The organism is Corynebacterium tardum (assembly GCF_046717785.1).
GTDB lineage: Bacteria > Actinomycetota > Actinomycetes > Mycobacteriales > Mycobacteriaceae > Corynebacterium.
The window spans coordinates 2,713,587-2,733,635 of the sequence record NZ_CP177104.1 but is presented as its reverse complement, the minus strand read 5'-3'; the positions used below and the strand labels follow the sequence as shown (position 1 = coordinate 2,733,635).

Annotated in this window: 17 protein-coding genes and 1 pseudogene; 9 read left to right on the top strand and 9 right to left on the bottom strand. The window is 64.2% G+C overall.

Going from position 1 to position 20,049, the window contains the following annotated elements; all coding sequences use genetic code 11:
• The first annotated feature begins 763 nt into the window (after positions 1 to 763).
• Genes rpmH through ACLI1P_RS13025 form a run of 8 tightly spaced genes read left to right on the top strand, consistent with a single transcriptional unit; the run spans position 764 to position 5,684 of the window.
• A complete protein-coding gene (gene rpmH / locus ACLI1P_RS13060; protein WP_003847033.1) occupies positions 764 to 907 on the top strand; it encodes a 50S ribosomal protein L34 in 144 nt (47 codons plus the stop codon).
• Between the two features lie 3 nt (positions 908 to 910).
• Positions 911 to 1,261, top strand: coding sequence for a ribonuclease P protein component (gene rnpA / locus ACLI1P_RS13055; protein WP_411709094.1), 351 nt, complete (start codon positions 911 to 913; stop codon positions 1,259 to 1,261).
• On the top strand, positions 1,249 to 1,527 hold the full coding sequence (yidD, locus tag ACLI1P_RS13050; protein WP_296133878.1) for a membrane protein insertion efficiency factor YidD: 279 nt from the start codon (positions 1,249 to 1,251) through the stop codon (positions 1,525 to 1,527). The genes rnpA and yidD overlap by 13 nt, the downstream gene beginning before the upstream one ends.
• A gap of 8 nt (positions 1,528 to 1,535) precedes the next feature.
• Entirely contained in the window at positions 1,536 to 2,522 is a 987-nt protein-coding gene (yidC, locus tag ACLI1P_RS13045) for a membrane protein insertase YidC (RefSeq protein WP_296133876.1), read from the top strand.
• 23 nt (positions 2,523 to 2,545) lie between these two features.
• Positions 2,546 to 3,175, top strand: a complete 630-nt coding sequence (rsmG, locus tag ACLI1P_RS13040; protein ID WP_296133875.1) for a 16S rRNA (guanine(527)-N(7))-methyltransferase RsmG — start codon at positions 2,546 to 2,548, stop codon at positions 3,173 to 3,175.
• A gap of 10 nt (positions 3,176 to 3,185) precedes the next feature.
• Positions 3,186 to 4,034, top strand: coding sequence for a ParA family protein (locus ACLI1P_RS13035; RefSeq protein WP_296133874.1), 849 nt, complete (start codon positions 3,186 to 3,188; stop codon positions 4,032 to 4,034).
• Between the two features lie 9 nt (positions 4,035 to 4,043).
• Positions 4,044 to 5,099, top strand: coding sequence for a ParB/RepB/Spo0J family partition protein (locus tag ACLI1P_RS13030; RefSeq protein WP_408932289.1), 1,056 nt, complete (start codon positions 4,044 to 4,046; stop codon positions 5,097 to 5,099).
• 9 nt (positions 5,100 to 5,108) lie between these two features.
• Positions 5,109 to 5,684: a hypothetical protein gene (locus tag ACLI1P_RS13025; RefSeq protein WP_296133872.1), complete on the top strand. Its 576-nt coding sequence runs from the start codon at positions 5,109 to 5,111 to the stop codon at positions 5,682 to 5,684.
• A gap of 151 nt (positions 5,685 to 5,835) precedes the next feature.
• Here the strand turns inward: ACLI1P_RS13025 and ACLI1P_RS13020 are convergent, their stop codons facing one another.
• The 9 genes and pseudogenes from ACLI1P_RS13020 to ACLI1P_RS12980 form a co-directional block, all read right to left on the bottom strand.
• Positions 5,836 to 7,020 carry an N-acetylmuramoyl-L-alanine amidase gene (locus ACLI1P_RS13020; RefSeq protein ID WP_411709093.1) on the bottom strand — a complete coding sequence of 395 codons (1,185 nt, stop codon included), beginning with the start codon at positions 7,018 to 7,020 and terminating at the stop codon, positions 5,836 to 5,838.
• A 66-nt stretch (positions 7,021 to 7,086) separates the two neighbouring features.
• Positions 7,087 to 7,411, bottom strand: a pseudogene (gene trxA, locus ACLI1P_RS13015) (thioredoxin).
• A gap of 7 nt (positions 7,412 to 7,418) precedes the next feature.
• The gene (trxB, locus tag ACLI1P_RS13010) at positions 7,419 to 8,345 is read right to left on the bottom strand and encodes a thioredoxin-disulfide reductase (protein WP_411709092.1); all 927 of its coding nucleotides are present in this window, start codon (positions 8,343 to 8,345) and stop codon (positions 7,419 to 7,421) included.
• A 105-nt stretch (positions 8,346 to 8,450) separates the two neighbouring features.
• Positions 8,451 to 8,993: a sigma-70 family RNA polymerase sigma factor gene (locus tag ACLI1P_RS13005; protein WP_408932294.1), complete on the bottom strand. Its 543-nt coding sequence runs from the start codon at positions 8,991 to 8,993 to the stop codon at positions 8,451 to 8,453.
• Positions 8,994 to 9,118: 125 nt separating this feature from the next.
• Positions 9,119 to 11,626 (bottom strand): aminopeptidase N, encoded by a 2,508-nt coding sequence (pepN, locus tag ACLI1P_RS13000; RefSeq protein ID WP_411709091.1) that lies wholly within the window; start codon positions 11,624 to 11,626, stop codon positions 9,119 to 9,121.
• Between the two features lie 106 nt (positions 11,627 to 11,732).
• Positions 11,733 to 12,266: a YceI family protein gene (locus tag ACLI1P_RS12995; protein ID WP_411709090.1), complete on the bottom strand. Its 534-nt coding sequence runs from the start codon at positions 12,264 to 12,266 to the stop codon at positions 11,733 to 11,735.
• A gap of 222 nt (positions 12,267 to 12,488) precedes the next feature.
• The gene (gene murJ, locus ACLI1P_RS12990; RefSeq protein ID WP_411709089.1) at positions 12,489 to 15,755 is read right to left on the bottom strand and encodes a murein biosynthesis integral membrane protein MurJ; all 3,267 of its coding nucleotides are present in this window, start codon (positions 15,753 to 15,755) and stop codon (positions 12,489 to 12,491) included.
• Positions 15,756 to 15,763: 8 nt separating this feature from the next.
• Complete coding sequence (locus tag ACLI1P_RS12985; protein ID WP_411709088.1) at positions 15,764 to 17,986, bottom strand: hypothetical protein; 2,223 nt, start codon at positions 17,984 to 17,986, stop codon at positions 15,764 to 15,766.
• Entirely contained in the window at positions 17,983 to 18,585 is a 603-nt protein-coding gene (locus tag ACLI1P_RS12980; protein ID WP_306507481.1) for an NUDIX hydrolase, read from the bottom strand. The genes ACLI1P_RS12985 and ACLI1P_RS12980 overlap by 4 nt, the downstream gene beginning before the upstream one ends.
• A 28-nt stretch (positions 18,586 to 18,613) precedes the next feature.
• Between ACLI1P_RS12980 and ACLI1P_RS12975 the strand changes: the two genes are divergently transcribed.
• Positions 18,614 to 20,047 carry a CCA tRNA nucleotidyltransferase gene (locus ACLI1P_RS12975; RefSeq protein ID WP_411709087.1) on the top strand — a complete coding sequence of 478 codons (1,434 nt, stop codon included), beginning with the start codon at positions 18,614 to 18,616 and terminating at the stop codon, positions 20,045 to 20,047.
• Positions 20,048 to 20,049 lie beyond the last annotated feature (2 nt).

Below are 20,049 nucleotides of genomic sequence, written 5' to 3'. Positions count from 1 at the left end.
GACGCCTACCTTCTTTGTAGTTCGAGCTCGCCCTCGCCTGGGCGCACTCTGCCTTCACCAGCCTGGCGGGGCTGGGCGGATTTACATTCCGGCGAAGGCATTACTACGGGAACATTGTTGTGATGGACGGATGGACTGGTGAGAGAATGACAAAATTTCACGGGATTTCACCGAAGCTTCCACACCATGTTTTGGCCAGTAACCTCGGATTCCACACTGTTATCCACAGGTGTGGATAGATTGTTTATCCACAGCCTAGCGCATCACTGTGGATAACTATCCATCGCCCCTAAATGCCCTCCTACCTGCTAAAAGTCTGGAAGTCTCAAGGTTTGATTGAGAGTTATTCACAGCCTGTTGATGGCTGTGGAATTTGATTCCTTAGTTCTACCGCGTTGCCTCTAAGCTGTCTAATGCGTTTTTTATGCGTGCCCGCCACCCGTGTGCCGGGGGTGCGCGCGGCGGCTGTTGCGGCGCAGCATGTGGGCAAAAAGTGCCGCTCTAGCTGGGCAGAAAAACATGTTTGTTATTTCGGGTACACCCAGGGTGTCGATTTGTTTCCACCCCGTTGCGTCACGTAACCTGTGGTGGTCTATTGCGACAGCGCCTGTTGCGTCTGTTGCGCGTGAGAATGCCTCTTCCCTGGCCCTCGCCGGCAAGTGGGAGGCTCCATTCTTTCTCACACTCACCATTCACCAGTGAATGCCCGAGCCAGCACACGGTGCGAGCTCGGTTATTTGCGCACAACTTCAAGGAGTTAATCGTGGCAAAGGGTAAGCGTACCTTCCAGCCGAACAACCGCCGTCGCGCTCGCAAGCACGGCTTCCGCACCCGCATGAGCACCCGCGCCGGCCGCGCCATCGTCGCCGCTCGTCGCAAGAAGGGTCGCGCTAAGCTCACCGCTTAATTCATGCTTCCAGCCCAGCACAAGCTCACGTCCCCGCGACAGTTTCGCAGGACCATCAAGGGCGGGCGCCGGGCGGGCACGCGCACCGTTGTCGTGCACATGCGCATCAACGGCGGTGAGGACGCCATCGCGGCCACCGGGCCGCGGTTTGGCCTCATCGTTTCTAAAGCCGTCGGGAACGCCGTGGTTCGCCACCGCACCTCCCGGCGGCTTCGTCATGTGTGCATGGATCTCATGACTGACCTGCCGGTTACTGTAGATGTCGTCATTCGCGCCCTCCCCGCCAGCGCCGAGGCCACCAGCGAGCGCCTCGCCCGCGATATCCGCAAGGCGCTAGCGAAATGGGATATGTAAATTCCCAGGGGGAAGAAATCCCCGAGGCCCACGGCCTTGCCCGCCTGTTCGTGAAAGGGGTGCGTTTCTACCAAAAGCACCTCTCAGCCCTTAAGATGGTCTCTACCTGTCGTTTTGAACCGACATGCAGTGCCTATGCCCTAGAAGCCATCTCCGTATACGGAGCGCTCAAGGGAACGGGCATGGCACTAGCCAGGGTATGCAAGTGTGGACCGTGGCATCCGGGTGGATTTGATCCGGTACCGAACAAACAACAACTGAGGTAGAAACACTCGTGCTTAATTTCATCTACTGGCCAATCTCCGCTGTCTTGTGGTTCTGGCATTGGCTTTTGAGCTTTGTCCTCGATTCCGCCTGGGGCGGAACCTGGATCATCGCTATCGTCCTGCTGACGTGGACTCTCAAGGCTGTCATGGTCAAGCCGACCATCACCCAGCTGCGCTCCTCGCGCAAGATGCAAGAGATCCAGCCGCAGGTGCAGGAGATCCGCGCCAAGTACGCCAATGACCAGACCAAGGCCGCGCAGGAAATGCAGCGGATCTACAAGGAGTCTGGCGTGCGTCCGGTGGCGGGCTGCCTGCCTATGTTCGCGCAGATCCCGATGTTCATCGGTCTGTTCCACGTGCTGCGCTCCTTCGACCGCACCGTGGCCGTCGCGGGCGGCATTGGCCACCCGGCAGGTGAGGCGATGTCGGAGGAGATGAACGGCTCCATTGCCAACTACATCTTCAAGCCGGAGCTGGTCCAGGAGTTCGTGGACGCCAAGATCTTCGGCGTGCCCCTTGTGGCTAACCTGCGCCTCGACTCCGGCCTGGAGATTGTCAAGCAAACCACGGTGCAGCAGGCCGCGATGATCATCGTGCCGCTCATCGCCATCATTGCCGTGCTGACCCACTTCAACGCCCGCATGACGCTCAACCGCCAGGAGGCCCGCCGCGCCGCCGGCAAGACCTCAGCTCCGCAGGGTCAAAACTCCGAGATGATGCAGCAGCAGATGGCCCTCATGAACAAGATGATGCTGTGGTTTATGCCGGCCATGCTGGTCTTCTCCGGCTTCATCTGGCCCATCGGCCTCCTGTTCTACATGCTGGCCAACACCGTGTGGACCTTCTTCCAGACGCGCATCGTCTACGCCAAGATGGACCGCGAAGAGGAAGAGGAGGCGGCCGCCAAGGCCGAGCTCAAGCGCACCTCCGCTCCGAAGCCGGGCGCGCGCAAGAAGGACAACCGCTCCAAGAAGCAGCGCCGCAACAACAACTAAAACACGACCCAGGAGTTATCACAGTGCCTGAACATCAGCCTGCAACTGTGCCACTGGACCCGTCGGAGGTCTTCGGATCGCGTCTGCCGCTCGCGCAGAAGTACCACGATTCGCTGGCCACGGACGGGTCCACCCGTGGTTTTATAGGCCCCCGCGAGGTCCCGCGCCTGTGGGAGCGCCACCTCATCAACTGTGCTGTGGTGGGTGAGGTGATGCCGCAGAACGCCACGCTTATCGACGTCGGCAGTGGCGCCGGCCTGCCCGGCATCCCCCTCGCCATCGCCCGCCCGGACCTCACCATCACCCTCATCGAGCCGCTGCTGAAGCGCTCGACCTACCTCAACGAGGTCGTCGGCCTGCTGGGCCTGGATAACGTCACCGTTATCCGCGGACGCGCCGAGGAGGGCCCGGTGAAGAAGGCGGTCAACGGCGCGGACATCGTCACCTCCCGCGCGGTGGCGCCGCTGGGCAAGCTGGCGAAGTGGTCCTTGCCGCTCGTGCGCAAGGGCGGAGAGATGATCGCGCTCAAGGGCTCCTCGGTGCACGAGGAATTGGAGCGCGACGCCGCGGACATTAAGCGCGCCGGCGGCGGAAAGGCCGAGGTCATGACCATCCACGGCACCACCATCATCCGTGTCCCCCGCGTGAACTAAAGTAGACGCCATGACTCATCCTCGTCTTATCACCATCGCGAACCAGAAGGGTGGCGTGGGTAAAACCACCTCCGCCGTCAACCTTGCCGCCGCGCTCGCTGACGCAGGCAAGAAGGTACTGGTGATCGACCTGGACCCGCAGGGCAACGCCTCCACTGCTGTGGGCGCGGAGCACACCTCCGGTACCCAGTCCAGCTACGAGGTCCTCTTGGGAGACTGCTCGGCCAATGACGCCATGCAGCACTCCCCTGACAACGAGAACCTTTACTGCATCCCTGCCACCATTGATCTGGCGGGCGCGGAGATCGAGATGGTCTCCCTCGTGCGACGCGAATTCCGCCTGTATGACGCCCTCCATAAGGGCTTTTTGGAAGAGCACGGCTTCGAGTACGTCTTCATCGACTGCCCGCCTTCGCTCGGCCTGCTCACCATCAACGCGATGTCGTGTGCGGAAGAGGTCATCATCCCCATCCAGTGCGAGTACTACGCGCTTGAGGGCGTGGGTCAGCTGCTGGGCAATATCTCCATGATCCGGGAGCACCTCAACGAGGATCTCCACATCTCCGGCGTGCTGCTCACCATGTTCGATGCCCGCACGAAGCTGGCGGAGCAGGTGGCTAATGAGGTCCGGGAGCAGTTCGGAGCCGTCGTCTTGGGCAACGTTATCCCGCGCTCTGTGCGCGTTTCGGAGGCGCCGGGCTATGGTAAGACGGTTATCGCTTATGACCCGTCGTCGACAGGCGCCCGCGCCTACGCGGCCGCCGCGCGCGAGCTGGATAAGCGCGGGGACTACACGCCGCACCCCACCACCGGAGCTATCGGCGTGAGCCCGGAGATTTTCGCGGAACTGGAAGGATAGGACACACTGATGGCAGACAAGAAGGCAGAGCAGAAGCCGGAACAGCGTCAGGGCGGTCTGGGCAAGGGCCTGGCCGCACTCATCCCGTCCGGCCCCGGTGCTCCCTCCCGCAAGCCGCGTCTGGGAGATTCCGCCGCGGATATCATCCTCGGCGCCTCTACGGGCGCACCGAAGGAGGCGGGTGCGAAGAAGGTGCAGGGGGCGCCGACCATCCAGCAGTCTTCCGGATCGCAGAAGCGCCAGGCCAAGCCCTCGGTGATCGGCGCGACATACCGCGAGATTTCTGTGGGGGACATCCTTCCCAACCCGAAGCAGCCGCGTACCGTCTTCGATGAGGACGAGTTGGCAGAGCTGGTTCACTCCATCAAGGAGTTCGGCCTGCTGCAGCCGGTCGTGGTGCGTCCCTCCGAGGAAGGCGGCTTCGAGCTCATCATGGGTGAGCGCCGCTGGCGCGCCTCCTCCAAGGCGGGCCTCGCCACCATCCCGGCCATCGTGCGCGATACCAAGGACGATGATCTCCTGCGGGACGCCCTCCTGGAGAACATCCACCGCGTCCAGCTCAACCCGCTGGAAGAGGCCCATGCCTACCAGCAGCTGCTGGAGGAGTTCGGCGTGACCCAGAACGAGCTGGCTGATCGCATCGGCCGCTCCCGCCCGCAGGTCACCAACATGATCCGCCTGCTCAAGCTGCCGGTAGATGTGCAGAAGCGCGTGGCCGCCGGAACCCTGTCCGGCGGACATGCTCGCGCGCTGTTGGGCCTGCCGGATGCAGAAGCCATGGAGCTCATTGCTAACCGTGTCGTGGCTGAGGGGCTTTCCGTGCGCGCCACGGAGGAAGCCGTCACCCTGTACAAGCGCGACGGCAAGCCGGCAGAGCCCACGAAGAAGCCGGCCGCCCCGCAGCCGCAGTTCTTCACCGACTCTGCGGAGCGACTCGCGGACCGCTTCGACACCAAGGTCACCGTCACCATGGGCAAGCGCAAGGGCAAGATGGTCGTCGAATTCGGCGATCAGGAAGACTTCGAGCGCATCATGGCGCTCATTGAGGGCACTGAGAACAGCTAGCGTCCCACCATGTTTGTGCAGGCCGTCAAGGAAGGCGTATCCATCAACCCCTTGGCGGCCCGATCCATCTTCTGGGAGATGAAGACCACGGTCGCTGATCCCAGTTTTGAGAAAGAGGCGTGGATCAGTGCTACTCTGCTGCGCTATGGCGAGTGCGGTTTCACCGTGGGCGACGAGGCCACGGTGTTCTTCTGCCCACCGGATCTTGCCCCCGGCGCCGCTAAGCTGCCCACCTCCCCTGTCTCCGAGGACGCTGTGCTGGTGTCCTCCTTGTTCGTGAAGTCGCACCGTGCGGCGAGGGGCTTAGAAGCGGTGCTTCTCGACGCTACAATAATGAACCTCACCTCCCGCGATGCCAGCGCGGTCGAGGCCTTTGGTTACCGCGATGCCGGCACGGCAGAGGATCTGCTGCGGGACAAGCCCGGGCGCATTGGCCTGCTGCCCGTGGAGACGTTGGAGTCCGCCGGCTTCATGGTCGTGAGAGACCACCCCATTACGCCCCGCCTGCGCTTAGAGCTACCCCCTGCCTTCGATCTGCTCACCACAGCCGCAGTGGAGGACCTCCTCGCCCGCGCCCTAGCCTAGGTCGTGGGTTCAAGTCAGAAGCTACTAGTCAAAGGGTTCCCTTGGGGGCGAAGAAACCTTTTAGGAAGGGATAAAAGGTTCGTTTGGGGTCAGGGAAACCATATGACTGGAATCTTGTGAGGGGAACCGTTCTTCACGGCCCCGGGCCCGCTTAAGAAGAACGCTCCGCGCGCAGCAGCTCGTCGAAGCGGTAGGTGCCGGTGACGGCGGTGTCCTCATCTAGGAGGTACAGGCGCTTAACGGAGACCACGATGGCCTCGGCGATGTCATCGCGGCGGTCCGGGTTGGTGAGGACAGCCACGTCCTTCGGGCTGGTGAGGTAGCCCAGCACCACCTGCACCACCGGCATCTGCGTCAGGCGCAGAAGCGCCCACGTGCGGCCGTGGTTGCGGCAGTTGCCCAGCTCGGTGCGGGCGACGATCTCCCGCTGGATGAACCCGGACAGCGTCTCCCCGATGAGGGAGGAGTTTCCGGACTCCGAGCCGAAGTAGAAGGTGGCCACGCCGTTGGCCTTCTCCGTGGGGTACTCGTCGCACGCCAAGGAGATGACTAGGTCGGCGTCGAAGGCGTTGGCAAGGCCCGCGCGATCGCGCACAGAAGGATCGTCGGTCCGCGGGCGGGAGATGATGGTCTCCATGCCGGCGGCGATCATGCGGCTGGCGACGCGCTCAGCCAGATCCCAGAGGATTTCCTCCTCCGTGATGTCGCCGTAGCGGCCCTTGACCGTGCGGCCCTTGGTGAAGCCGCCCAGGCTGGGGTCGATGACCACGCGCTTGCCGGCCAGCTTGGGGCCGGCGTTGCGCACGCGCTCGCGCTCCTGGATGTTGTGGGCGGAACCGCCGGTGATGCGGCGGCCGAGCAGGCTCAGGGAATTGATGGTCTCGGGCCCGCACACGCCGTCGCTGCGCAACCCGCAGTTGAGCTGGTATTCCGCCAGCGCGGCGTAGGTATCCGGGCCAAAGTGGCCGTCGATCCGCTCCTGGTAGAAGCCGAGCTCCTGCAGCTGCTCCTGCAGCTGCGCTACGTCATCGCCCACCTGCAGGTTGCCCGGTTCATAGGCCAGAACGCGGGCGCCCAGGGTGTAGGAGGCTTGGCGCAGCTCCCGGAGGGTGAGGTCATCGATGTCACCGCTCGGCACGATGCCGCGCGATTGCTGGAAGGCCTTGAGAACCTGGGAAAGGGCGGCGTCGAAGTGCTTGTCGGTTTCGGAGTACTTTTGCTTCTTCCAGTCGGACAACGTCCCCTGGTAGTCCGTCATGAGGCCGAGGCGGGCTAGGGTTGCGCGTGCTTCGGCAACGCGAACGCTCTGGTCACCAACACGTAAAACGCGGTTCACACCTACCCCTTTCGTGATCAAGGTTGGCGCACTGCGGTGCGCCGTCAACGGGTTAAAGGATACCAGTTAGAGCTGTTTCTTCACCTGTGCCACGATGTCCGCCTTGGAACGAAGTCCCACGAACTCGTCGACCTTCTCGCCGTTGTTGAAGATCAGCACGGACGGGATGGACATGATCTGGAACATCGCACCCAGGGTGCGCTCTTCGTCCACGTTGACCTTGACCACGGAGACGTCGTCACCGAGTTCATCGGCAACCTCTTCGAGGATCGGGGACAGCTTCTTGCACGGACCGCACCATTCGGCCCAGAAGTCCACGACGACGGGCTTGCCGGCCTTTGACGACGTCCGTGCGGAAAGAATCAGTCGTAACGTTCTTAATGTTGCTCATGTGACTATTAACGGTTCTCGGCGAGGAAATGTTCCGCGTCGATAGCCGCCCGGCAGCCGGAGCCGGCAGCGGTGATGGCCTGCTGGTAGTGGTCATCCACCAGGTCACCGCAGGCAAAGACACCCGGCAGCGAGGTCTTGGTAGAGGGCTGCTCCACCTCGACGTAGCCGGCGGCGTTGGTGGCCACCTGGCCCTCGAGGAAGCCGGAGCGCGGGTCGTGGCCAATCGCCACGAACATGGCGGTGACGTCGAGCTCGCTGAGCTCGCCGGTGAGTACGTTCTTGACCTCGAGGCCGCCGACCTTGCCGTCCTTTTCCAGGACGCGCTCCACGGTGGTGTTGGTCAGCCACTTGATCTGCTTGTTCTCCTTGGCGCGCTCCAGCATGATCTTGGAGGCGCGGAAGTTCTCGGAGCGGTGGATGATGGTGACGGACTCGGCGAACTTGGTGAGGAAGGTGGCTTCCTCCATGGCGGAATCGCCGCCGCCGACGACGGCAATGTTGTGGCCCTTGAAGAAGAAGCCATCGCAGGTGGCACATGCGGACACGCCGCGGCCGGCCAGCTCGGACTCGCCCGGAATGCCCAGGTAGCGCGGTGCGGCACCGGTGGCGAGGATGACCGTGCGGGCCTCAAATACCTCATCGCCCACGTGCAGCTTCTTGATCTCGCCCTCGAGTTCGACGGAATCCACAACCTCCATGCGCAGGTCGGCGCCGAAGCGGATGGCCTGGGCGCGCATCTCCTCCATGAGCTCCGGACCCATGATGCCCTTCTGGAAACCCGGATAATTCTCCACCTCGGTGGTGTTCATGAGCTCTCCGCCGTATTCGAAGCCTTCGAAGACGATGGGGTTGAGCTCCGCGCGCGCTGCGTAGAGGGCTGCGGTGTAGCCGGCGGGGCCGGAGCCGACGATGGCGACATCGTGGATAGTCACTAAAAACTCCCTTAAGACGACAATTCCTGTACAGAATCTGGTTCCTGTCCGCGCATCGTGCGCGGAGGACCGGAGGACCGGAAGACACTGAGATTCTACTCGGGCCTAGTCTATCGCCGCACGCAACGCCTGACGCGCCCGGGCACGCCGAGACTTCACCGTGCCGGGAGCCACGCCCTGTACCTTGGCCACCGTGGCGATGGGATAACCGGCGACGTCGGTAAGGTACAGCGCCTGGCGCTGATCCTCCCGGAGGGTCTGCATCGCCTGGGCCACCGTGATGTGCTCCGCTAAATGCTCGCTGGGGTTGTGCGCCAGCGCGTAGTTGCGGTCATCCTCAATGATGTCGGAGTCCAGGGAGGCGTTCTCCCGGTTGGAGCGGTGGTTGAGGAAGTCGTAGCCGGAGTTCATCACCAGGCGGTGCAACCAGGTGCTCAGCGCGGCATCGTGCCGGTAGGACTGCATGTTGCAGCTGGCCTTGAGTAGGGCCTCTTGCACGATGTCCTGCGCATCATCATCGTTGCGCGTATAGCGCCGCGCCATGGCGGTCAGGCGTGCGCGGTGCTTTTCGACGATTGCCGAAAAAGCCTTGGTATCTCCGCCAATGAAGGCGTCGACGAGTTCACGATCGGTCGGCTGTGCTGACACGAAGAATCCCCCCGGAAACTTGAGCAGTGAGAAGTGGGTCAACACAGTCTTCAGCCGAAGCTGAAGGTTAGTGTTTGTCCCCCCGTTAATGTGTCTGCGAGTCTACGGGAAGATTCTGCCGCCCGCTACGCGGCGCGGACGCGGGCCGCACGGCGCCACGCATCCTGGCATTCCAGCAGCACTCGTCGCAGGGCACGGGGACGCTCGGTGCGCAAAAAGGCGCTCGTGGCGGTGTCAGCCAGCGCAACGTCCGGGTAGAGCCCGCGCACGAGGCGGTTGGCAATCTCGATGGGGTGCTCCTCCCAGAGCTTCGTCAGAGAATCGAAGTACTCCTGAGCAAAAGCCTCGGTGAGGTGTCCCGAGCGCGGTGCGTTGAAGGCGGCGAGCAGGGAATCTACCTCGGCGTTGGAGTACTTACCCGGCGTGCGCACGAGGTCGAAGACTTCGCGCTTGACCTCGGCCGACGGGAAAGCGTGGGAAGCACCTAGGAAGGCGGCAGCACCGGTGAGGGTGTTGTCGCGCTCCTTCTCCGCCTCCAGCTCCTCGGAACTCACGGCGTCGCGGGCGGCCAGCGCGCGGAGGATGGACCAGCGGATATCCGGGTCGAGGGCGAGGCCTTCCAGGGAGCCGTCGATAAGCGCGCGCAGGCGCTGCGTGCCGGATTCCGCCGGGGTCGCCGCCAGCGCCTGGATGGTGGCACGGGCGATGGTGAGCTGCGCGTCGGAGCCCGCTGGGGCGGCCTGCAGCACCTCCCACAGGCGCTCGGCGTACTCGGCGCGAATCTCCTCGCGCGCTTCTTCTCCCACGAAGTGGTCGATGGCATAGCGCGCGTTGGCAAAAGCGGTGGTGAGAAGCGTGGGGTTGGACTCCGCCGGGGCGTGGTTGAGTACGGTGTCCAGGTAGGAGCGCACCGGCCACTCGCCGTCGCGGGTGAGGTTCCACAGGGAGGTCCAGATGACCGCGCGGGAGAGCTCATCGGGCACCTCGGAAAGCCGGGTGCGGATGGTCTCCAGGGAGGTCTCGTCGAAGCGGACCTTGGCGTAGGTGTGGTCGCCGTCGTTAAGCAGCAGCAACGCCGGCGCCTGCAGCCCCGAGACCTCGTCGAGGATGGTGCGCTCGCCGGCCAGGTCGACGTCGAGAGTGGCGTACTTGGTCAGGGAGTCATCGAAGAGCGCCACGTTGAGGCGGTGCGGGCGCGTGGTGTCCTCGGCGTCGACCGTGATGGCGAGCTCGTGGATCTTGTCACCATCCGTGTGCAGCTCCGGGGTGAGCGTGTCCGGCCCCCACGTGCGCAGCCAGGCGGTGGACCAGGCATCCAGGTCGCGGTCGGTGTGCTTCTTCAGGGCCGTGAGGAGATCCTCGAAAGTGGCCGCGCCGAACGCGTGCTCCTGGAAGTAGTCGCGCGCCCCGGCGTAGAAGTTCTCGCGGCCCACGTAGTGCACCAGCTGCTTGAGCACCGCCGCACCTTTGGCATACGTAATGCCGTCGAAGTTCTGGCGCGCGGCATCCACGTCCGGAATCTCGGCCTTGATCGGGTGCGTGGTGGGCAGCTGATCCTGCAGGTAGGCCCAGTTCTTGCGCTGGCCGGCGAAGTTGACCCAGGCCTCGGTGTAGTCGGTGGCATGCACGGAGGAATCCGCGCCCATGAACTCCGCGAAGGACTCCTTGAGCCACAGGTCATCCCACCACTGCGGGGTGACCAGGTCACCAAACCACATGTGGGACATCTCGTGCAGGATTGTATTCGTGCGCCCGGCATGCTGTGCGCGGGTGGCGGCGGAACGGAAGAGGTAGTGCTCCGTAAACGTCACCAGACCAGGGTTTTCCATCGCGCCCAGGTTGTACTCCGGCACGAAGATGGAATCGTACTTGCCCCACGGGTACGGGTAGCCAAAGCTGTTGTGGAAGAAGTCCATGCCCTGGGCGGTGATCTGCAAGATTTCGTCATCCAGGTATTCCGCCATGGAGGCGCGGGCAAAGGCGCGCAGTTCCACAGTGAGGGACCCATCGGGTGCGGTCCAGGTGCTGTGCTTGGCGACGTACGGCCCAGCCGCAAACGCCGTCAGGTACGTCGAGAGCAACGGGGTCTCGGCGAAGTGCGCTACTTCCCCACCATCTGCCTTCTCGCGGCCGACCTCCGGCTGATTGCTGAGCAGCTGCCAGCCCTGCGGGCCGGCGAGGTGCACCGTGTAGCGCGCCTTGAGATCCGGCTGGTCAAAGCAGGGGAAGATGCGGCGGGCATCAGATGGTTCCAGGTGCGAGTAGAGGTAGGTGGTGCCATCGGCCTGGTCGTGCATGCGGTGCAGGCCCTGGCCGGTGCGGGAGTAATAAGAGGAGCCGGTGATTTCGACCGTGAGCTCCTCCCCTACCGGGAGGTCCTGCAGGTACACGCGTCCGCCGTCGAAGGTGTTCTCCACCTCCTCGCCGTTGACGCGCACCGCATGCACGGCCTTGCCCAGGTAATCCACGAAGGTCTCGGGCTCGGTGGTGGTGAACGTAATACACGAGGTGACCTCGTAAGAGTCGGCGTCGGTGGGCGCGCTCGTGACGTCGAGGTATAGCTCGTAGGTGCTCAGGCGCAGCGCAGCGCTGCGGGCGGTGGCTTCTGCATGGGTGAGGTTTGCGGTAGTCATGGATTACATCCTAGGCCTCGCTGCGCGTTACCTCACAGGCGGTCCAGACAAAAATGCAGCCCGCAGCATCCCCATGGATGCTAGGGGCGCTGCGAGCTGTGAAGGCTTACTGCTTGATGGCAGAGACCTCAAGCTCGATCTTGATCTCCTCGGAGACGAGCACGCCGCCGGTCTTCAGCGGAGCGTTGAAGTCGATGCCGAAGTCGGTGCGGTTAATGGAGGTCTTGGCCTCGAAGCCCAGGCGGGTATTGCCAAAGGGATCCTCGGCTACGCCGGCTTCTTCTACCTTGAAGTCAACGGACTTGGTGGTGCCCTTGATGGTGAGGTCACCGGTGACCGTGCCCTCGCCCGCTTCGTTCACGTCGAACTTGGTCGCGGTGAAGGTCATCTCCGGGAACTTCTCTACGTCGAAGAAGTCCTCGTTCTTAACGTGTTCATCGCGCTCGGCGTTGTTGGTATCGACGGACGCCGTCTTCACGGTGGCGTTTGCGGCGGACTCGTTAATGTTCTCCGCTACGGTCAGGGTGCCCTCGAACTCGGCGAAGTTTCCGCGCACCTTGGTAACCATGGCGTGGCGGGCAACGAAGCCAACGGTGGTGTGTGCTGGGTCCAGTGCGTAGGTTCCTGCAGTGATAGTCATGGGTTCCTCATTTCATTCTAATGTTGACGTGACAACAATAATTGTACGCCCCTTCCCAGATCTGTCAAGGGTTTATCTTTGTCAAAAGTCAAATCCCCAGACCTCAAACCCCATACCTGCAGGTGGGCGTCGTCAAGCGCGGAATGCGCCGGATCCCGCGAGCAGGGAGTTTCGGGTTCGAGGTCTGGGGAAATGCACCAGACCGGGGCGGAAGTTGAAGCGCTAGTTGGTGGGGATGCCTACCAGCGTGGCGTCCCTGAGGGTAACGGAACCGGACTTGGGCATGTCCGTGAACATGATGAGCGCGGCGTCGAAGGCCTCCGGCTTCTCCTTGAGCTCAATGTCCTGGCGCGCCGTCTTCAGCGTGCCGTCCGCGAGCTTGGTGAGCTTATCCACCTTCGGCTTATCCGCGTCGAAGTCCGCGGAGTGCACGCCGTAGACCACGTACTTCGCGCCCGTGGAATTCTTCTGCGTCAGCGGCAGGACGTGCAGCTGCGTGGACTCGTCGATGCTCAGCAGCAACCCGGTGTCGTCCTGCTTGGTGCTCCATGGCTTGTTCTTCAGCGTGGGCACCGCCTTGCCCTCCGGCACCGAGGTGAGGTGCACGTCCTTGAACAGGACCGGCGGCACGTCCGGGAACGTGGTCTCCGCTGCAGAATCGGGCTTCGACACCACCGGGGAGGTCTCCTCATCGGCCACCTGGGAAAGAATCCACACGCTCAGCGCGGCCATGGCCACGACGAAGAGGGTGGCCAGTACGCCCAGGATTACGGCGCCGGAGCCGGAGTAGCCGCGGCCGCCGAAGCCCGGGGCTGGGGAAGGATCCTCCTTGCGCGGGCTCTCCTCCACCGGGATCTGCAGGGTCTCTTCGCCCTCCTCGCCGTCTCCGGCGTAGGTGGCCAGGCGGTGCGCGATGTCCTCCAGGTTGGCATCCTCGCCGGACTCGGCATCAGCGGCAATCTCTTGCAGCACCTCCGGGCACGGGCTGGCGGACTCCACCAGCAGCGAGATTGCGGAGCCCAGCGCTGAGCGGTCCGTTTCTGCGTCATTGCTTGCCAGGACGGCCGGGAAGGCCAGGGTGGCCACGCCGTCGGTGGAAATGCGGATACGGTTGCGGTTCTCCAGGCCCAGGACCAGGCCGGCCGCGTGGGCGGCGGCCATCGTGCGGACCAGCGGAACCATGGCGTGGGCCACGGCGTGCGGGTCGAGGTCCTGGTCCTCGGCCACCGTCTTGAGGGAGGTGCCCTCCACCCAGTCCGCCACCACCAGGCAGCCCTGGCGGTAGGACAGGATGTCCACGTTCTCCGCCACGGCATCTAGCTCCAGCTCCGCAAGCTTGCGGGTGGCGCGGGAGACGTCCGCAGAGCGGCGGGCGGCCACGGCCGGGGTGGCCGGGGCCATGGGGGCCTCGCCGGTGGTATCGACGAAGGTCAGGGACACCGCGCGGCCGGTGGCTTGCTCGCGGGCCTTCCAGAAGCGGGTACCCGGGGCGGAACCGTAGTCCTTGAGTAGGCGGAAGCGGCCGTCGGAGACCGGGGCACCCGGCACCAGGCGCGGCCCGCGGACGATACCGGCGGACATCGGCGGTGGCACCGGGGAGGAGTTGAAGGCATCCACGCTGAAGATCGGCTGGATCTCCAGCTGCTCTGGGGCCTCGACCTCGATGGCCTCTGCATGCTCGATCTTGATGATGCGGGACATGCCCGGGATGCGCTGCAGCTGGCGGCCCAGGTTGATGACCTCCGGGAGCTTCGAGCGCGAGAGCACCAGGCCGGTGACAGCCACGAAGATGAGGCCCGCCACGGCAAGCTTCAGCAGGTACACGAACGGCGGCACCTGCTCCGGGAGCACGAGGTTGATGACGTAATTGATGGCGAAGGCCACCACGAGGCCCACGAGGGAGGCCAGCACTGACCAGATAGTCGTCGCGATAACTGCGCGGCCGCCCAGGCTGCCCAGCTTGCGCTTGAGCAGGAAGCCGCCGATCACCGCGCCGGCCACGAAGCCGAAGCCATTGGCAGTGCCCAGAAGGACGACGACGCGGTCGGGGGAATCCGCCACGTGTGGGGCCAACAGGGAGAGCACCACTTTGGTCAGCGTGATGCCGGCGATGATGAAGGTGGGTGTCCACGCCTCCTCACGAGCGTAGAACACGCGCAGGTGCAGCAGCACGAGGGCGTATGGGATGAGGGTAAAGGCAGAGAAGCTCAGCGTGAGGCCGAGTACCTCGGCCGCCTTGGCGTTGAAGGCACCGTATTGGAAGAGGCCGCGGGCGATTGGGATGCCGAATCCCGTCATGAAGATGACGATGGGGATCAGAGCGATGAACATCAGCTTCGTGCCCAGCGTGAGATCCCGGACCACGGCCTTGACGTCACCGTCCGCGGCGTTGCGGGACAGGCGCGGCATAATTGCCGTCAGCAGGGTAACGCCGATGACGCCATACGGCACCTGCAGGAGAAGCCATGCCTGCTGGTAGATAAACGGCGCGTCTTTGTCCGCATGGGCCGCCACGCGGGAGGTGACGACGTAACCCAGCTGGGAAACCGCCACATAGGCCACGATGGCCATGGCCATCCCGCCGAACTGCTTGAGGCGGTCATCCAGGCCCCACAGCGGCTTGAGGTTTATGCCCGCCTTCTTGAGATAAGGGAAGAGGATGAGGCATTGCACCACCACGCCCGCCGTGGTGCCTAGGGCTAGGAGCAGCACGTGCCTATCCGTGATCGGCGAAGGCGCATCGGGATGCAAGCTGCCCGGCAGCAGCTGGTAGGCCACGAGCACCGTAATCGAGATGATGTTATTGACCACCGGTGCCCACGCGCCCGGACCAAAGATGTTCTTGGTATTAAGCACCGCTTGGAAGAGCGCGAAGAGTCCGTAAAAGAAGATCTGCGGCAGCAGCAAGTAGGCAAAAGAAGTGGCCTGGATGGCGTTGACTTCGCCGTCCTCCGGCAGCATTATGCGCGTGATCTGCGGTGCAAAGATACACGACAGCACCGTAATCGTGGCCAACAGTGAGAAGGCCAGCGTGAAAAGGCGCCGGACAAAGTCCTCGCCACGGTCAGCGTCTTCCTTTTCTGCGCGCACCAGCACGGGCACCACCAGTGAGGTCAGAACCGCGCCCAGCACGATCTCCGTGATGAGGTTCGGCAGCTGGTTCGCCGTGCCGAAGGCAGAAGAAATAGCGGGGCCCAGAGTGGAGCCGATGAGCACGTTGCGGATAAAACCCGTAATACGGGAAATCATCGTCGCCACGGCCATCGAGCCGGTGGCGCGGACGACGTCCCCATCGGAGTTGCTGGAGTTGTTCGAGGCATCGTTGCCGGAAGACTCCCCAGAGGCGGATGAACCCTTCAGTCCCGAGCGGTCCTCCTGCTCGTCGTCGACAGCCACGACGCCGCTCGGCGCGCGCTTCTCTGGCACCGGCGCGGGCGGCGAGGGCGTGACGATCCGTCGGCGGACACCGGGTGTTGCATTATGTGTCATTGAGAAAACTATCCGTGAGACTTCTTTTTCTTGCGCCTACCCAGCCGGAACAGTGCGGCCAGGGCTAGGGCGAGTGCGGCGACGATGCCGACGCCATAGACGCTAACGATACCGGCTCGCGTTTGCACCGTGATATCGATGGGTTCCGAAATCAGGTGGCCAGCGGGCCCGTCTGACTCGGTCGGCGTGGCCAGCCACAGCCGGAGCGAGGTCCGGTCCATGTCGCTGGGTAGGTCTGCGGTCATGGATACAGTAATGGATCCCTTGGCCGGAATGTGAACCGAATCCTGCGTGCTCAGCGTCGCACCGTCCGGCGCGTCGTAGGCCAGGTGAGCGTCGACAGGCAGCGGCAGCCCATTCTCCGCCACGATGAGCAGCGGGGATGACTCCGAAACGCGCGTGTACACGTTGCCGGGCGGGATGAGGGACACCGAGGACCGCAAGTCCCGCAGCGCGTCCGAGTTCTTCTGCAGGCGCTCCCGGCTCGCGCGTGCCGCCTGGGCGTTGCCGCGCAAGCTGGTACGCGTGGTATCGCTCAGCGCAATGAGGAGGTCGCGCCGCAGCGGCAGCGTGAAACCGTAGCGCGTGAGCGCGATGGACGGCTCGTTGACCATGATGGACATGAGTTCGTCCGTGTAGCGCGCCTGCTGCGCCACCTGGGCAATCTCCGCCTCGCGGAAGGCGGCCGGGTCCGGGTACGGGCTGCCGGGCTCGCCGTCTGGTCCTTCCTGGGCGGACTTGATGGGCAGTGCCGTGACCGGGCGGGGGTCCAGCTGCCCGGCGTCGAGCAGGCGCTGCGTGGTTTCCATGACGCTGCGCGCGGCCGCGGGGTCCAGATAGTTCGGCAGCTTGGCCACCATGTCCTTCTGGTCCTCTTGGGCGGCGGCCACGCTAATCGACGCCCCCGCGGTCAGCGCACGTGCCTGCTCCGAGTCCTCAGCAAAGTCATAGCGCAGCTCCGGGTTCGAATAGCCCACGGTCTGCGGCATGCTGCCGGACTCCGCCAACAGGGCTCCCAGGGAGGCGTCGAACGTCGTGGCGTTGCCCACCCACGTCGAGTTATCCGCCACCACCAGCGGCACGGAGAACTCGTGGGCGGTGGTGCCGGAGGCGGGCGCGGTGAGCTCCGAATTCACGGTGGTGCCCAGGATGCGGGAGACGGTGTCCGCGCCGCGCTCTAGAGCTTCGTGGGTAAGCCACGCGTTGTTCGCCTCGGCCACGGCGTCGGTGTTTGCGTTCGCCCACGGCAGGAGCATGGTGCAGTCCACCGTGCGCATCTTGTCTAGCCACGCGGCGGCATCGGCCGAACCCGTGCCGGGATCGCCGCGGTCCTGCTCGGAGGCGGAAAACCAGGAATCACGCAGGCGCTTTGGGCGCTGCGCAATGGACGGCCGGGAGGGGTTGACCGTGTAGCCGGCGGCCATGCGGTCGGCCACGTCGAGGAGCGCCGGGTCCACCGCCATGCAGCCCGAGCCGTGCAGGTCGTGCGAGAGGTAGGTCTCCACCAGCTGGTCCAGGCGCCCGCCGGGAGCGAACTGCCCCGCCAGGTTTTCGCTCTCCAGGATGAGATCCTGGCCCCCGGTATCGCCCGGCACCACGTCCAGCTGCGCGGTGACGGGATAGATCAGGGAAAATTGGTGGCGCTCCTCGGCCTCGGAGTCGGAGTCGGCCGCAGGCTCGTGCTGTGCGGGGTCCCCGAGGACGTCGATAAGCACCCGCTCCTCCGCAAAGCTCGCGGCCTCCCCGTCGCGGGTGCCGGTGAGCGTAAACAGCAGCGGGTAGGCGCCGGGATCCGTGATCGCCAAGGTGGACTCATCCCCCAGTGCCGTGGGCACCTCCAGGGTGACCTCCCGGGACTCCCCCGGCTCGAGGGAGCCTGCGCTAACCGACGGGCCGTAGTACTGATACGCCCCCGCCGCCAGCTGCTGGCGCGCCTGGGTGGTCGTGTCCACGGCATCGCCGCGGCGAGCGGTGACCTGCAGGTTGTCCACCGCGCTTTCGCTCGTATTCTCCAGCCGCAGCGTGACGGCGACGGACTGGCCCACGTGCGCCTCGGAGGCGCGGACCAAGCTCAGCTCCAGCTCGTCGGGGCCGCGCGCGCCCAGCCAGTATTGCGCATTCTCCAGGGCTGGGTCGGGGGCATCCTGCGCCCGGGCCTGGGGAGATGGGGCCGCCGGTGCGACGCAGAACAGGGCCAGAGTTGCCGCGGCGCAGAGCCCGCGCAACCTCACCGCGGGGTCGCCTTTCCTGCGGCCGCTTCCTTTCGCGCGAGATCAGGGAGGAGGTCGTGGGCGATGCGGGCCAGCTTGCGCTCATCCGCATAGGCCAAGTGCTCAATGAGCTCGGAGACCGGAATCCAGGAGACCTCGGTGACCTCCGGATCCTCATCATTCATGATGCCGTCTTCAAAGCGCAGCAGGTGGTGGTGCACGGTCTTGTGGATGCGTACGCCATCGGAGACGAACCAATAGTCAATCATGCCTAAGTCCGCGAAGACCTTACCGTAGATGCCGGTCTCCTCCCACACCTCGCGCTCGGCGGTGAGCTCCTTGGCCTCGCCGTTTTCCACGTGGCCCTTGGGCATGGACCACAGCAGCCGCCCGCGACGGTCTAGCCTGCCGATGAGCGCCACATAGATCTGGGATAGGTCCACGTTGCCGTCCTCATCGACAGCCTCCGCCAGCCCGGACACGACGAGACCACCCGCGGAGGTTTCGTCCCGCGTGGTCATGCGGTTTGTGGACGTGCGCTGCGGGCGCCCCGTGCGGCGGCTGCGGTTACCCGACCCCCGCCGGCGGCGGCGCTTCGAGCCTGGCGTGTTCTTAGTCATCCCTGCTAATCGTAGTAGACTTCGATCCGTGAATTTTCAGGACACTCAGCTAATCGGCGTTCTTGCCCGCGCGGACGCCACCGTCAGCCAGCTCAGTGGCCTCCTCAGTGGATTGGTGGAACGCTTCGCGCTTCACGACGCCCCGCTGTATCTCGTCGGCGGCTCCGTCCGCGACGCTCTTTTGGGCCGCCTGGGCAACGATCTGGACTTCACCACGCCCGCCCGGCCGGAGGTGGTCTACTCCATCCTCGAGGACTGGGCCGAAACCGTGTGGGATACCGGCATCGACTTCGGCACGGTTTCGGCGGCCTATAAGGGCCAGCAGATCGAGATCACCACGTTCCGCTCCGATAGCTACGACGGCGATTCCCGCAACCCCGAGGTCGTGTACGGCGACACTCTCGAGGGCGATCTCGTGCGCCGCGATTTCAAGGTCAACGCCATGGCCATCGAGCTGCGCCCGGACGGCACCCGTGAATTCCACGATCCGATGGGCGGACTGCAGGACCTGGCGGACCGCGTGCTGGATACGCCCGACGCTCCCGAGATCTCCTTCCACGATGATCCGCTCCGCATGCTGCGCGCCGCCCGCTTCGCAGCGCAGCTGGAGTTCGACGTGGCGGGGCGCGTGCGCGATGCCATGACCGACATGGCTGCTGAAATCCAGCGCATCACCGTAGAGCGCGTGCAGGTGGAGCTCAACAAGCTGATCTGTGGCACCGCGCCGTGGAAGGGCATTGACCTGCTCGTCGAGACCGGCATTGCGGACTATATTTTCCCGGAGATTCCGGCCCTGCGCATGGCTCCCGACGAGCACGCGCAGCACAAGGATGTGTACGCGCATTCCCTCACCGTTCTGCGCCAAGCTATGGACCAGGAGGAAGACGGCCCCGACCTCATCCTCCGGTGGGCCGCACTGCTGCACGATATTGGCAAGCCCGATACTCGCGACACCACCGACGGCAAGGTGAGCTTCCACCACCACGAGGTGGTCGGCGCCAAACTTACCCGCAAGCGCCTGCGCAAGCTCAAGTTTCCTAAGGCCACCACGGAGGACATCGGCCAGCTGGTGTACCTCCACATGCGCTTCCACGGCTTCGGCGATGGACAGTGGACCGACTCGGCCGTGCGCCGCTACGTCACGGACGCCGGCGATCTCCTTCCCCGCTTGCACAAGCTCGTGCGCGCGGACTGCACCACCCGCAATGAACGCAAGGCCCGCCGCCTCCAGCGCACCTACGATCAACTAGAGGAACGCATCGCGGAGATCGCGGCCAAGGAGGATCTCGCCCGCGTGCGCCCAGACCTCGACGGCAACGAGATCATGGAGATCCTGGATCTCAAGCCCGGCCCGGAGGTGGGCCAGGCGTGGTCGTACCTCAAGGAGCTGCGCCTCGAGGAAGGCCCGCTGGAGCGCGAGGTTGCTATTGCGAAGCTGCGCGAGTGGTGGAATTCTAGATAGGG

Excerpts from the sequence above, each read along its gene's own strand:
- rnpA (WP_411709094.1), top strand. The coding sequence starts at position 911 with ATGCTTCCAGCCCAGCACAAGCTCACGTCCCCGCGACAGTTTCGCAGG.
- ACLI1P_RS13025 (WP_296133872.1), top strand. The coding sequence starts at position 5,109 with ATGTTTGTGCAGGCCGTCAAGGAAGGCGTATCCATCAACCCCTTGGCG.
- ACLI1P_RS13030 (WP_408932289.1), top strand. The coding sequence starts at position 4,044 with ATGGCAGACAAGAAGGCAGAGCAGAAGCCGGAACAGCGTCAGGGCGGT.
- murJ (WP_411709089.1), bottom strand. The coding sequence starts at position 15,755 with ATGACACATAATGCAACACCCGGTGTCCGCCGACGGATCGTCACGCCC.
- pepN (WP_411709091.1), bottom strand. The coding sequence starts at position 11,626 with ATGACTACCGCAAACCTCACCCATGCAGAAGCCACCGCCCGCAGCGCT.
- ACLI1P_RS12980 (WP_306507481.1), bottom strand. The coding sequence starts at position 18,585 with ATGACTAAGAACACGCCAGGCTCGAAGCGCCGCCGCCGGCGGGGGTCG.
- ACLI1P_RS12995 (WP_411709090.1), bottom strand. The coding sequence starts at position 12,266 with ATGACTATCACTGCAGGAACCTACGCACTGGACCCAGCACACACCACC.
- yidD (WP_296133878.1), top strand. The coding sequence starts at position 1,249 with ATGGGATATGTAAATTCCCAGGGGGAAGAAATCCCCGAGGCCCACGGC.
- ACLI1P_RS13035 (WP_296133874.1), top strand. The coding sequence starts at position 3,186 with ATGACTCATCCTCGTCTTATCACCATCGCGAACCAGAAGGGTGGCGTG.